Genomic DNA, 14,136 nt, shown 5'->3' with positions numbered 1-14,136 from the left:
ACGAAGCCGCAACAATCGCGCGATAGCGAGTGTTGCGGCTTATATTGTGTCTGCGAGTGCCAGGCACTCAAACAATTTCATTCAATATTATTTTTGTAAAAGCATATTTAATAAAACAACGATAATAACGATAGGTACGACTACTAACATTAACACGCGATAAGTCTTATAAAACCCCTGCCCCATTTGGCTGCCCATGAGCAATTCCTTTTTCACAAAGCTTTTATCTACGACATAGGCAATAAAGATCGCAATCAATAAGTTGCCCAATGGTAGCATTAAATTGGACACTAAATAATCAGTAGCATCAAAAATCGACTTCCCGAAAATGGATACATCTGCTAACAAACTAGATGATAATGCCGATGGAATGGCAGCAATAAAGACAACAACTCCTAGTAACATCGTTAAGGCTGAACGTGACATATGCCACTTCTCCATAAATGCTGCAACAATGATTTCATATAAACTAAATGATGACGTTAACGTCGCAAATAAAAACAGTAATAAAAACAGCGCTAAAAATACTTCACCAAAAGGCATTTGACTAAATGCTGTCGGTAGCACCATAAATAATAAGCCAGGTCCAGCTTGTGGCTCTAAATCAAAGGCAAACACTACAGGGAAAATAGCTAGTCCTGCTAAAAATGACACGAGCACAGTCAATATAACTACTGAGCCTGCTGAGTTTGGTAAACTAACATCCTTTTTCAAATACGAACTATATGTAACCAAACAAGAAAACCCTACTGCCAAACCAAAGAATGACTGCCCTAACGCCTCTAATAACGCTTTACCCGTTATATTTGAAAAGTCTGGCCATAAGAAGAATTTCACACCTTCCATCGCCCCATCTAATGTTAACGCACGAATAACAAGAACGATAAACATAACAAATAATAATGGCATCATCCACTTATTTGCTTTTTCAATGCCGTTTTGTACACCTAGCGAAATGACAAGTACATTTGCCAGTGTAAATAACGCTAAACCTAGTAACGTAATCCACGGAGTACTAATAATTTTTCCAAATAACTCACTTGGATTAACCGTTGAATCAATAACAGCCCCAGATACACCTAGGCCACTATAAATAAATATCCAGCCCCCTACAACACTGTAAAAGGTTAATAATAGAAAACAGCCAAGTACACCCATGCGTCCAACCCAAGCCCAAGCAGGTTTCGTTGGAACAACCTTTTTATAGGCTGTGATCGCCTCTGATTGCGTACCACGCCCTAAAATATACTCGGATAATAACATCGGTAGGCCAATCAACAAAGTGAACACCACAAATATAAGGAAAAATGCGCCGCCACCACTTTGCCCTGTGACATATGGTAGCTTCCATATTGCCCCTAGTCCAATCGCAGCACCCGCCGATGCTAAAATAAACCCTAACTTACTGGACCATTGTCCATTGTTTTCACTCATCTCTTCAATCTCCTCAAATCTAACTAATCTCACATTAATTGTACATTAAAATAGTAATTTAGACTAGTCAATTCCTGAATATTCCAGTATGCTATTAGATCTATACACAAAAAACCCCGAGTAAGAATAAACTCGAGGCTTAATTTATTATTTTGATAAATACATTGTACGTTGTTGTTCAATCCATCTACGCATCGTTGTGAACAGTAACACCATAATAGCTGTTAATAGAACACCTTTTACGATATTAAATGGCAAAATACCTGCAATAATCATTTTATATAATGAATCGCCAACTACTGGCTCCATACCTAAGAAATAAGTGTACATCGGTAAAAATACTGCGTAATTTAAAAAGCTCATTCCTACTGCCATAACAACTGTTCCTGTCGCCAAACCTCCAACAAGACCCGCCATTGTTTTAAAACGATTAAAAACAAATGATACTGGTAAAATAAATAATATACCTGTCACAAAGTTTGCAATATGGCCAACCGGAACCCCTGTAGGCGTACCCGAGAAAATCCAATCCAGGATATTTTTAAATAGTTCTACTAAAATACCCGCCACTGGCCCCATTGTGATTGCTGCAAGTAATGCAGGCATATCACTGAAATCCACTTCTAAAAATGCTGGGAACGGCGGAATCGGGAAATTAAAAAGCATTAATAAAAACGAAATACTACTTAGCATACCAATCGTAATAAACGATTGTAGTTTGATATTTTTCTTCATTGAAAACTCTCTCCTCTTTGCTGATTCAATCTTGCAAGAAGAAAGGTTACGACGTAATCGATTGTTTTTTCACGAAAAAACCCTTATGCACATCAGCATAAGGGAGAAAAGGCATGATAAAATAACGCCATTACTAGCTATTTTTTGCGCAAACAGTGTAATCAATAGACACACTGAAAAAACGCTTGCACATAGCTTAATTCGTAACAACGAATGACGATCGTACCTTCATCTTCTCCCATCCAGACTATACTGTCGGCCTTGGAATCGCACCAAGTCAGCCATGCAAAAAAATCTTTGCACAGGTCGCGGGCTGAAGAGCCATGTAGTAAATCATGCGAGCTAATGTAGTTTTGTACAACACTAGCGATTTACAACTCTATTACCGCCGGTCGGGATTTTCACCCTGCCCCGAAGATGAATCAATATTATTTTATAAATTAACTATAATGTTTTATCATACAAAAGTAAATACTTCTGCTTAAAAAATTCCGATTAAATCTGTATGTTTTAATGAATGCTTCTTAAAAAAAGCCATGTGCGACGGATTCCGCGTTTTAGCATTGGAATTCCGCGCTTTCGAGCCTGAATTCCGCGTTTCAACAGCCGGATTCCGCGCTTCTGCACCCGATTTCCGCGTTTCCCCCACCAGTTTTCTGACGCCAAAACAACTCATACAAAAAAACAGCTACCTCATAAAAGATAGCTGTCTTCCTTTGTTACGGCATTGTTTGTTTATTTGCACCTACAGGTATCGGCAAAAAATTTGTTAAATCAAAGCCTTCCCAACTATCCTGTACGACGTTATCTAAGCGCAGCTTTTTATCAAAGCTTGAAGCTGTCAGCATCATGGCCTCGATTAATTGCGTTGCCCGCACAGCCTCCATTGTCATCAAATCCAGCGGTGCGTCAAAGGTGATGACAACACCCCCCTCTTCTTCTTTCACTGTGTACGTTACATTTTCAGGGATGACCGGTACATAAATATCATCTTTTTTATCACGCATGGCGATAAGTGCCTCTGTAACAGTAGGATATGTTTGGTGGAAGTCGGGCGATAAATATTCAGTCCCATTTTCTTCTTTATATAAATAATAGTTGTAATGATTATCTTTCGTTAACTGCATAGGCTCACTTGGCTCACCAACCTGCGAAAATTCATAAGGAGTACCATCTGCATTTTTTAACGCAATCGCTTTATATTCAGAGTCGGAAAAAGTATCTTTTAACGAGCTTAAATATTTTGTTACGGAAGCTGAAGCTACATCGTAATCATTTTTTTTAGGTAAGACGTGAACTAGCGTCTCACCCTCTTCTTTCAACTCGCCTTTGTATGGATGATAATTAGCAAAACCAAGTGCTTCCTCATCAATTTGTGGTGCGTATTTTTCATACATTTGTAGAGTTGTCGGCTTTTTCTTTCCAAAATCAGCCGTTAATTTTTCGTTCGGGATTACATAGGTCATTGGTATGCTATCAGCATTGCCACCTGGTAAGCCGATTCTAAATACTACTGCATCTGCTAAATCGTCTTCGTAAACTGATGTCCGAAGTGATAGCATGCGTGCATGTTCGGCACCGATATTCGCTTTCATCACACCATCTGCATTTTCATTTTCTTGTATAGCACGATCCTCTTGCATCGAAGAATAATTTTCAGCAGGGGCGTTTGCCTCATCCTTAACTGGATTATTATTTGTTAAAAACACGTATCCTGCTATTGATAGAACAAAAACAGCTGCAATACTACTAAAAATAGGTAACTTACTCTTTTTACGCTGTTGCATTGGCTTGATATTTTCATTCTCGTGAGCTGCAATAGACTGCTCTTGCTCTTCAAGCACTTTTGACTCTGTTGGTTGTTGCATTGCTTCTTGAAGATGTATATTATCTTGCAAACGTGCATCTGCAAGCAATCGTTTCAACACTTCTTCTTTCGAACGGTCATCAGTCAGCTTCGGGGCATTCTTCAACATTTGTTCTAGTTGTTCATCGTCGTCAAATTGTTTATGAGTCATTGCCTTTTCGCCTCCTGTTCCCTAACCTGTTGTAGCTGTTGCCTTAAAAACTTAATGGCTCGATGTTGCGTCGTCTTAACCTTTGCTTCTGTCCAATCAAGTATTTGCGCTGTTTCAGCAATCGATAAATCTTGGAAAAAGCGCATAATAATCACCATTTTTTGATCCCCTGTACAATTTTCGAGTGCAGACTCTATTTGCATTAATTCATCACTGGCCTGTAGCATATCTTCCGGTGATGGTGTGGTTGAATGTAGTTGTTCCGTTTCCCAGTCAAAAAAATCGAGCGAATGTTTTTTCCGCACTGCCTGCTTTCTAAAATGATCTATTGCGACATTTTTAGCAATAGCAAAAAGCCATGTTTTTTCACTGCTATTTCCTGCGAATTGTTCATACGATCGCAGAACACGAACGTACACCTCATGTGATAGATCCTCAGCAAGTGTACGATTTTTTACTAGATAAATTAGAAACTGGAACACGTCTTGATGGTATGAATCGTATAATCGATGGAACAAGGAGTCATTCAAAGCACTCCACCCCCGTTCTCATAGTATTTGTCGTCTAACGCTCGCACAAGTTACATCTTAATTAATGATTTGCTCAAAATTTCGCTATGTGCCAATCCCTGCACTAAAACTACATACAATCAGCTTACAGACATTGGCATTAAGTCCGCTAACATGCTAGCCACCAGTATCCTTTATTAATAACTTTTCAAATCAATGGATTTCTAACGGACAAAGTTAGTCGAAGGGTAGATAGAAAGTAAAGGTTGTTCCTTCTTTTAATACACTATCGACCATAATATTTCCAGAATGTGCCTTTACAATGTTTCGAGCAATAGCAAGCCCTAAACCCGTTCCCCCTTTAGAACGCGTACGCGCTTTATCAGCCTTGTAAAACCGCTCAAAAACATACGGTAAATCTTCTTGTGGAATACCATGTCCCGTATCCTGAACAGAGATTTTAGCAAATGTCGGTTCTTTCTCTACTTTCACAATGACAGAACCTTCATCTGTATGACGCAGTGCATTATCAACTAAGTTCGTTAACACTTGTTCAATACGATCCTCATCCATGCTTATTACCGCATCTTCCTCAAACTCACTATTAAATAGGAGCTGAATATGCTTTTCTTTTGCTACTTGCGCAAATTTTTGCGTAATGCGCTCAAAAGTCGCATTAATCGGTACTTCATCTTTGTATAATGTCATATGTCCAGATTCCATCCGTGCTAAATCCAATAAATCTGTAACTAAACGTCCCATACGCTTTGATTCATCATAAATAATTTTAGTAATCTCATTGCGCTCTTCTTGATCTTGTATAAAATCATCATCCATTAGCGCTTCTGAGTAGCCCTGAAGCATTGAAATAGGTGTCCGTAGTTCGTGTGATACATTGGCAATAAAGTCTGAGCGAAGCTTTTCTAGACGATGCTGTTCTGTCATATCACGGATAACAGCAACAGCTCCTCGTATCAATTCCCCACTATAGAGCGGGCTAATCGTAAATGTGTAATAATTTCCATCCATCTCAATTTCTTCTTCCAGCTTATCTTCAAACATTAATACATGATCAAGCATATGATATAGCTCAGGTGGAATAGGCTTGGCACTTTGCGAGCCTTTATTAACAAACCATTTTTGCATTAAGCGTTCCGCAGGTGGGTTGCTGAGTAAAATAGTACGATCCCGATTAAACGTGATAACAGCATCAGTCATAGAAGTTAAAATATTGGATAATTGCTCATTTTCTTGATTGATTACCTCTAAATTGTGCTTTAACTGGCGCCCCATTTGATTGAATGCAACCGCAAGCTGTCCAATTTCATCGTTTTGCGTTGTCGGCATTTTTGCCTCGAAATTACCTTTTGCAATTTCAAATGCTAGCTCGCGCATTTTTCGTAGAGGAGAAGTAATACGTGATGAAAGGAAAAATGCAAAGAATGTCGTTAACACAAAGGCAATGAATGCCGCTAAAAAGACAATTTTCGTAGTCTCTTTAGACGTTTTATGTAACGCATCTGGACTTTGGTAAATAAATACAGCTCCATGCACTTCATTTTCCACATTTAGTGGGAAACCTAACACGACATATGATTCCATTTTTTCTTTATCAGTCGAGGATGGCATCATCATTTCCTTAATGATAGGATCATCTGATTTGAAAACTTCATGGAATGCTTTATTCGCTAAAATTGCGCCTTGGATTTCTTTTTTGTTAACGCCTTCTTGCATCGCAAATGTTACTTCTAGATGATTAATAGCGATAAGCGCATTTGTACCATCAGGTAAAATATCTGTTAATAGTTGCGAAGTCGATTCTGCTGTTTCATTGTCATCCACTATACTCGCTATTGTTGCAGCCGTTTGACGCAAAGAAATCTCGGCTTGCTGCATATGATAGTTTTGAAGGAATTCGAGCATTAAAACCGTGAAAACAAATAATACAAATGAAACGAGAAGCAATATGGTTACCCATAGCTTCCCGACAACACTGTTCCATATTCTATTCATTGACAACCTCAAATTTGTAGCCAACGCCCCAAACAGTGACAATCATTTTTGCAGCGTTTTCTGATACACGATTGAGCTTCTCACGTAATCGCTTAACATGTGTATCTACTGTACGTAGATCCCCAAAGAAATCGTAATGCCAAACCTCTTTTAGTAATTGTTCACGGTCAAATACTTTGTCTGGAGATTTTGCAAGGAAATACAATAATTCATACTCTTTCGGTGTTAAATTGACTTCGATTCCCTCTGCAGTTACACGGTGTGCATCATGATCAATCATCAAGTGTTGGAATACCACTAAATCTTTTGATGAAGATGCATTTGTTGTAGGTGAAAATGCTTGTGATCGACGTAAAATAGCTTTTACACGTAGCACTACTTCACGTGGACTAAATGGTTTTACAATATAATCATCTGCCCCAAGCTCGAAGCCTTGTACACGGTTTGCTTCCTCACCTTTTGCAGTTAATAAAATAATTGGAGTTGCAGCACGTTCTCTAATTTCTGCACAAACTTCTAGCCCATCTTTTTCAGGCATCATAATATCTAATAAAATACAGTGATACTCTTTTTCTAAAGATTTCTCGATCGCTTCTTCACCATTCTCTGCTTCGTCGACTTGGTACCCTTCGCGCTCCAAATACATTTTTAATAAGCGGCGAATACGATCCTCATCGTCTACTACTAATACTGAAATATTCTCTGACACTTTCACGATCCCTCTCTTCCAAACTTTCTCTACCCTCTATTGTACATGGTACACAACGTCTTGAAAAGAAAAGAAAGCCCTTTCGCCGCAGCGAAAAGGCTTTTCGTTTCCCATTGTTACGCGTAGGAGTGTAAACCTGCAAGAATTAAGTTAACAGCTATTAGGTTAAATAAAATAATACCAAAACCAATTAGTGCTAACCAAGCAGATTTTTCACCTTCCCAGCCCTTAGATAGACGTAGGTGTAGGAATGCTGCATAGAATAACCATGTAATAAGGGCCCATACTTCTTTCGGGTCCCATCCCCAGAAACGACTCCACGCAAGTTGTGCCCATATCATCGCAAAGATAAGTGCACCTAACGTGAAAACAGGGAAACCAATAATAACAGATCGATAACCAATTTCATCTAATAATTGCAGATTTACACGTTTAACAAGCGGCTGGAACAATGCGCTAATTCGGCGACGTGCAATAAGACGAATTAATAAGTATAGTAATGACCCTACTAGTAATGACCAAACAACTGTTGTTAATTTTTTCGCATTAATGAGTGCAGGCATTTCTACTAATGGAGACATGCCATGTTCTTCAACTGCCTCATAATCGTGCATACCAAAAATTGGTGGCAAATTATAAGTAATTTGACGAGATACACCTTCTTTATCAAGATATGTGTATTTTGATTCGTAATCCATAGCACTAAATGTAGACGAAACAGCAACAAAGCCAATTACAATAACTAAACAGTACATAACGGCTTCAAGCCAGAAACGTTGCTTTGAAGGCTTCTTTAAATCAACAACTTTTAATAAGTAAATTAAACCTGCAACTGCACTAATCGCTAAAATGGATTGACCCATGGCAGCTGTAATAACGTGAATTGTTAACCAATAACTTTGTAATGAAGGTACTAATGGACTTACTTCGCTCGGGAACATCGACGCATATGCAATAATTAAAAGCGCTACAGGTAACGCTACAAATCCTAATGCTGTCAGACGATAAATAAAGTAGATTAAAATGAATGCTGCAACGATAAACATCCCGAAAGCAGTTGTAAATTCAAACATATTACTTACAGGAGCATGCCCTGTATGAATCCAACGTGTAATAAAATAACCAAGTTGTGCAAGGAAACCAACAATTGTTATTGTGATTGCAAGTTTACCCCATTTATCGGTATTTTTACCCGAAGCATTGGATTGTTTAATTGCACCGCCAAATAATAAGGTTGCTACTAGATAGGCTACAAATGCTACAAATAATAGATTCCCACTTAAGTCAATCAAACTCATAAGGTGTTGTCACCTTCCTTTTTATTATTGCCATGGTTTGTGGAATTTTCATCCTCTTCTGCCATATCTAACTGGTCATTATATTGTGGTAGACCAGCAAATGCAGTCACGGCATCTAAATCTTTTTTCATGCTAAACATATTTTTGTTTACGTGGGCAGCCATCAGTAATTTACCATCTGGCTCTACTTGTAACCAAAGACGACGGTGATTCCAATATGCACCAATCGCAACGCCAATCATGAAAATAATACCACCAACAAATAAAATAGGGATTGTACGGTCTTTACGTATCGTAAAGCCTGACATATCTCGTGTTTCCACACTTGCAAACTTCATTTTGTATTGATTTTCGCCTAGTGGCTCTAGTGTTTGTTTAATAGCAACAAAGCTTGTTTCACCCTCTGGTGTTTCTGGTGTTGTCATTTTAAATAGAAATGCTGGATTATTAGGAACGGATGTCGCAGTTTGCGGTACACCATTTTCAAACCCAGAGAAGTCTGGCGTGTAGACAAGCAGTTTAACAGTTGTACCATTTCCTAAATCATAGACCTTTTTAGGGTTTGTTAAATCGATTTCTACTTTACCAAGTGATTGCTCAGTTGTTTTATTTACTAGTTCAAAATTCATTTGCTTCAATTCATTTAGACGATAATCCATTTGATATAATGCGTAGCCTTCTTCTTTTAACGGATGGTTAACTCGAATTGAATAATCTCTAACCTTCTCTAGATTATCCGTATCACCAGCAATTGCATCTTCAGGCTGTTTGTATAACGTAACATTAGTTTGGAAGTTTTTCGCAACGACGTTCACGCCTTGTTTCAGCTGTTCGCCTTGTGGTGTATTATCATGTGTTTCTAAAATAAATTCATGATTTTCAATAAAATAACCTTCCATGCCAGTTATTGCACGTGTTTCACCTTCACGTACCCATATCGATTCATCGACATAAAAACCAGGAACTAAACGCAACATAACCCCTGCTAAAAAGATAATGAGGCCTACATGATTTATGTACGGACCGTAACGAGAGAAACGCCCTTTTTCTGCTAACAAAGCACTTCCATCTCGACGAACATTATATTTCATCTCAGTCATTTTCTTTTCAACTTTATTAAGCGTCTCTTCAGGACTTTCAGTTACTTGTCCTTCAGCAACAATACGTTGGCGCTTCATAAAGCTTTCATGGCGCTTTACTCGTTGATTTTTCAATGATTTATAAAGTGGTATACCACGGTCAAGACTTGCAACAATAATCGATATTGCAAGCATCCCAACTAAAATTTGGAACCACCAAGAGCTATATAAATCTGAAAGACCTAATGTATAATAGATTTTCCCTACGAAACCATAAACATCCTCGTAATATGCTCCTTTTTCAATGTCAGAAGCTTTTACGTAAAACTCTTGCGGTAATAAGGTTCCGATTGAAGCTGCTATTAATGTGATAATAATTAAAGCGATTCCAACTTTAACACTAGAGAAAAAATTCCAAATTTTATCGACAATTGTTTTGTTGTACGTTTTTGAGCGAATAGCCGTACCATCATAGCGCATATCGACAACTTTATTCTGTTTTTCTTCTTCGGTTAAAGGACGACCACATTTCTCACAGAGCTTCGTGCCAAACGGATTACTATGTCCACAAGCACAAATGATATTCTCCATCGTCAATTACCCCTCATTTTGGCTTTATTAATTCCATGTAAGAAGCGATATTCGCCTCTGTCATTTCTCCAGTCGTAATTTTAACTACCTTACCATCTGGATCAATTAAAACAGTTGCAGGTAAATTTCCAACATTATAGGCAGTCATAACACTTTTTGTTTTGTCAATTACTACAGGAAATGTAAGATCGTACTTATCGACAAAATTTTGTACTTCAAAATCTGTTTGTGCAATGTTGACAGCCAATGTTTGAACACCTAGGTCTTTAAAGACTTGATACTGGCTGTTCATTGCTGGCATTTCCTTCTCACATGGCTTACACCAAGTTCCCCAGAAATTCAAAAATACCCCCTGCCCTCTATAATCAGACAGTTTGTGTTTCTCTCCATTTAAATCTACTAACGTGAAGTTTGGTGCTTCAGAGCCAACTGCTACTAACTCTACCTTATCCTTTGTCGCTGTCCCGTAAACAGTGTACCCTATGGCAAGCGCCAAAATAACTAAAATAATGGTACGGGTTACAAGACGTTTTTTCTTTTTCTCCAAGTTAATAAACCCCCTACTCAAATACGCCTCGAGGTAATTATGTCGATATTTCGCATTCGTACAAGAAACATCTGTTATATCTCCCCGAGACTTACTTTGTTCAGCGTCTGCTGGATAAATTTAAAACTGGTGTACTATTCTCACCTATTATAGCAAAATGATACAAATTAACTTAGTTATTAATTATGAATGATTTATGAACGTTTTCACACGAGGAAAGTGAAAAACTCACTATACGTATAACGGTATGTTCACCTTCCATCGCTAATGTCCTTTTAGCCGAGTTGTCCCGTTTCAGCTAACACGCGCAATTGCTTGACTTCATGTTTCGACAATTCACGGTATTCTCCTGGTGTTAAACCATATAAATCTAAAAACGCAAAACGTTCACGTTTCAGTTTAACTACTGGTGTACCGATTGCCTCAAACATACGACGCACTTGACGATTTCGCCCTTCGTGAATAGTAATTTCACAAATCGCCTTGCCCGCTTGCTCATCAAAAGAAGTCATACTCACTTTTGCTGGTGCTGTTTTGCCATCTTCAAGCTTAATACCACGTTGTAGCTTTTTTAGACCCTCAATTGTTGGTATACCTTTTACGCGCGCAATGTACGTTTTATCAATTTTAAATTTCGGATGCGTCAACATAAAAGAAAACTCTCCATCATTTGTCAGTAATAATAATCCAGATGTATCATAATCTAGACGACCAACAGGGAAAATACGTTGCGGAATATGCTTAAATAAATCTGTGACAGTTTTGCGTCCTTTATCGTCCGTTACAGCAGAAATTGTTCCACGTGGTTTATATAGTAAGTAGTAGACTTTATCTTCTTTCTCAAGTTTGACACCTTCTACTTCAATTGTATCCGAGTTGGATACTTTTGTTCCTAGCTCACGTACAACAACACCGTTTACCTTTACTTTACCTTCTACAATCAATTGCTCTGCTTTACGCCTTGAAGCGACACCCGCATAAGCAATAACTTTTTGTAATCTTTCCATTCTTTCACCTCTAGTTAAAAATGTAACCTTTTTAAGGTTATTTTTCCCGTCAATCTGTGAAAATTATGTCATACTTTTGTGTAATATAAAAGAGAAACTAATTTTGTACTAGTAATACGATAATTCTAAATAGTGTATTATTTGCTAGTTTATCGATTATTTGTCTTTGCGTAACCTAAAGATTCATCGATGTTTGCTATATATTTCTAATATGGACCAATCAACAAAATGCAAATCGCATTTAGTACCGATATTAAAAAAAAAGTGCCAAAAAAAGTGCCAGGCACTCAAACAATTTGTCTGCATTCTACAGCCTAATTAAAAAAGCTGCCCTCTTTAGGCAGCTTTTTTTAATTATTCATTTTCACTATATACATTTTCGATTGTAATGCCATTTTTACTTAATTCATAATTGATAAATGCCTTTGCTTTTGCTAACTTCGCCGTTAAAGATTGTTCGATTGTCGAACCATCGTTCAATGTGAAAATAAGCTTATCTGGTTTAGTTACGCCATCTTTCTGCACATTTGTTTGTTCGACTTTAACAATCTCTTCCCAGCTTGTCGAGTCTTCTTGCAAACTAAAAAAATTATTCGTATGTAACCCTTTTTCATCAATAATTTGATAATGATTAATACATAAAAATAAAATCGCAAGAACGAGCAGCCATGATGTACCAACGATTGTTCGTTGGACATTTCTCCCCTTTTTTGTAGTGGGAGTAATCAATAAATTTATTAATAAAATTATTGCCATCGCAATTAAAACAAACATCAATATAATATATGCTTTAAAAATGGTCTCAAAAAGGTAATATTCGTGTGGTCGGTAAAGAAGCTCTTGAATGGGAAATAGCAAAATAAATGGTGCTGTAAAGCTTGAAAGAAATAAAATAATGATAATAGCGATTTGAGTTTGCTTACGATTATTTTCACTAGTAGCCATAATAGTATACCTCCTAATGCTTCCATATTATAACTCTCATTATTTTACACCAATTACAATAAATATAAAATAGTTTTTAGTAAACAATGCAACATAATGTTCATTATAAAAAATCAGCGCATCGCTTTTAACGATCCGCTGATTCTACTTTAACAGGCGTTGCATAAATACGCTCTTCCCCAATAAATATCGAAAGTACGGCTTCCTTTCTTTTTCTGGACACTTGAAGTACTTGCCTAACTGTCTTTTTTTCCTCTTTGTTTAATTGCAATTGAATTGGTTGCTCTAAACGGATAGCCAGTTTATCGTTGACATTGTATTTCCCTTTTTTCACAACCGTCTCCATATTATAATTTTTCCAAACTTCATTTGCTAAACCTCGATGCATATTCCAGTCATCAGATTCATTTAAAGTAACAACAATACATGTTTGCCCATCTTTATGAAACGCTGTTGCCAATGTTCTTCCAGCAACCTTTGTAAAACCAGTCTTTCCAGCAAAAGCAGTACCTGTTGCTGATTTTAATGAACTTACAGGTTGTTCCGTTTCATCATCTACATCAGCTGCGACTCCTGAGCCTTCTCGTAATAAGCGGTGTTTATTTTCCCAAAGCATGCCGTTTTCTGTATTGGCACGATAAAGGACAGTAGATGCAATTTTTTCAAAGGTTTTATTTTGGAGCGCTAACCTCAACATCTCCGCTGTATCTCTTGCAGAAGATAAATGCTCGTCATGATGTAAGCCAGACGGGTTCATAAAAACTGTATTTGTGAGTCCAGCAATAACTGCTCGTTCATTCATTAATTTGACAAAGCCTTCAACTGAACCACCTGCATGCTCAGCTAATGCAGTTGCAGCATCATTGCCAGATCGGAGCATTAAGCCATAAAGCAAGGTTTCAACTGTTACCGTCTCACCAGCTTGCAAATAAATAGACGAACCTTCAGCCATTGCAGCTCTTGGAGAAATTACTACTTCATCTTGCAGATCACTGTTTTCAATCGCGACGAGAGCTGTCCAAATTTTTGTTAAGCTCGCGATTGGGAGCCTTGCATCACTATTAGTACCTGATAATACGCGGCCAGTGTCGCCGTCTAACACAACATATCCGCTTCCGCCTCTTGCCAAACCATTTTGTGGAAAAACTAAAATTCCAACTACTATCATGAACAACATTACTCGTAGTAACCGTAGCAACAAGCCACTCCTTATTATAAGTGATAGAAAGTAAAACTATTAAACTAAAAAGG

General features: G+C 37.7%; 12 protein-coding genes and 1 riboswitch. All 12 genes read right to left on the bottom strand.

The features are described 5' to 3' along the window. Positions 1–87: 87 nt before the first annotated feature. Positions 88–1,434 (bottom strand): sodium-dependent transporter, encoded by a 1,347-nt coding sequence (locus tag ACQKNX_RS00455; protein ID WP_427427072.1) that lies wholly within the window; start codon positions 1,432–1,434, stop codon positions 88–90. A gap of 147 nt (positions 1,435–1,581) precedes the next feature. After that, positions 1,582–2,169 (bottom strand): ECF transporter S component, encoded by a 588-nt coding sequence (locus tag ACQKNX_RS00450; protein ID WP_427427071.1) that lies wholly within the window; start codon positions 2,167–2,169, stop codon positions 1,582–1,584. Between the two features lie 226 nt (positions 2,170–2,395). Continuing rightward, a riboswitch (FMN riboswitch) is annotated at positions 2,396–2,592 on the bottom strand. A gap of 296 nt (positions 2,593–2,888) precedes the next feature. After that, positions 2,889–4,187, bottom strand: a complete 1,299-nt coding sequence (locus tag ACQKNX_RS00445; RefSeq protein ID WP_427427070.1) for an RNA polymerase subunit sigma — start codon at positions 4,185–4,187, stop codon at positions 2,889–2,891. After that, the gene (gene sigX, locus ACQKNX_RS00440) at positions 4,184–4,717 is read right to left on the bottom strand and encodes an RNA polymerase sigma factor SigX (RefSeq protein WP_427427069.1); all 534 of its coding nucleotides are present in this window, start codon (positions 4,715–4,717) and stop codon (positions 4,184–4,186) included. Before sigX ends, ACQKNX_RS00445 begins: the two co-directional genes overlap by 4 nt. A 216-nt stretch (positions 4,718–4,933) precedes the next feature. Continuing rightward, positions 4,934–6,709 (bottom strand): ATP-binding protein, encoded by a 1,776-nt coding sequence (locus ACQKNX_RS00435; RefSeq protein ID WP_427427068.1) that lies wholly within the window; start codon positions 6,707–6,709, stop codon positions 4,934–4,936. Then, positions 6,702–7,418, bottom strand: a complete 717-nt coding sequence (locus ACQKNX_RS00430; protein WP_024361488.1) for a response regulator transcription factor — start codon at positions 7,416–7,418, stop codon at positions 6,702–6,704. Before ACQKNX_RS00430 ends, ACQKNX_RS00435 begins: the two co-directional genes overlap by 8 nt. Positions 7,419–7,534: 116 nt before the next feature. Next, positions 7,535–8,716 carry a c-type cytochrome biogenesis protein CcsB gene (ccsB, locus tag ACQKNX_RS00425; RefSeq protein ID WP_427427067.1) on the bottom strand — a complete coding sequence of 394 codons (1,182 nt, stop codon included), beginning with the start codon at positions 8,714–8,716 and terminating at the stop codon, positions 7,535–7,537. After that, positions 8,713–10,386 carry a cytochrome c biogenesis protein ResB gene (resB, locus tag ACQKNX_RS00420; RefSeq protein WP_427427066.1) on the bottom strand — a complete coding sequence of 558 codons (1,674 nt, stop codon included), beginning with the start codon at positions 10,384–10,386 and terminating at the stop codon, positions 8,713–8,715. Before resB ends, ccsB begins: the two co-directional genes overlap by 4 nt. Positions 10,387–10,399: 13 nt before the next feature. Next, entirely contained in the window at positions 10,400–10,933 is a 534-nt protein-coding gene (gene resA, locus ACQKNX_RS00415) for a thiol-disulfide oxidoreductase ResA (RefSeq protein ID WP_401008731.1), read from the bottom strand. A gap of 275 nt (positions 10,934–11,208) precedes the next feature. Continuing rightward, the gene (locus ACQKNX_RS00410; RefSeq protein WP_340825530.1) at positions 11,209–11,940 is read right to left on the bottom strand and encodes a pseudouridine synthase; all 732 of its coding nucleotides are present in this window, start codon (positions 11,938–11,940) and stop codon (positions 11,209–11,211) included. Positions 11,941–12,294: 354 nt separating this feature from the next. Then, positions 12,295–12,885, bottom strand: a complete 591-nt coding sequence (locus tag ACQKNX_RS00405; protein WP_427427065.1) for a hypothetical protein — start codon at positions 12,883–12,885, stop codon at positions 12,295–12,297. 127 nt (positions 12,886–13,012) lie between these two features. Beyond that, positions 13,013–14,083 carry a D-alanyl-D-alanine carboxypeptidase family protein gene (locus ACQKNX_RS00400; protein ID WP_427427064.1) on the bottom strand — a complete coding sequence of 357 codons (1,071 nt, stop codon included), beginning with the start codon at positions 14,081–14,083 and terminating at the stop codon, positions 13,013–13,015. Positions 14,084–14,136 lie beyond the last annotated feature (53 nt).

This window comes from Lysinibacillus sp. NPDC093712, from assembly GCF_050280025.1.
Lineage (GTDB): Bacteria > Bacillota > Bacilli > Bacillales_A > Planococcaceae > Lysinibacillus.
The sequence above is the reverse complement of the archived record's forward strand: the minus strand, read 5'-3'. Positions and strand labels throughout refer to the sequence as shown.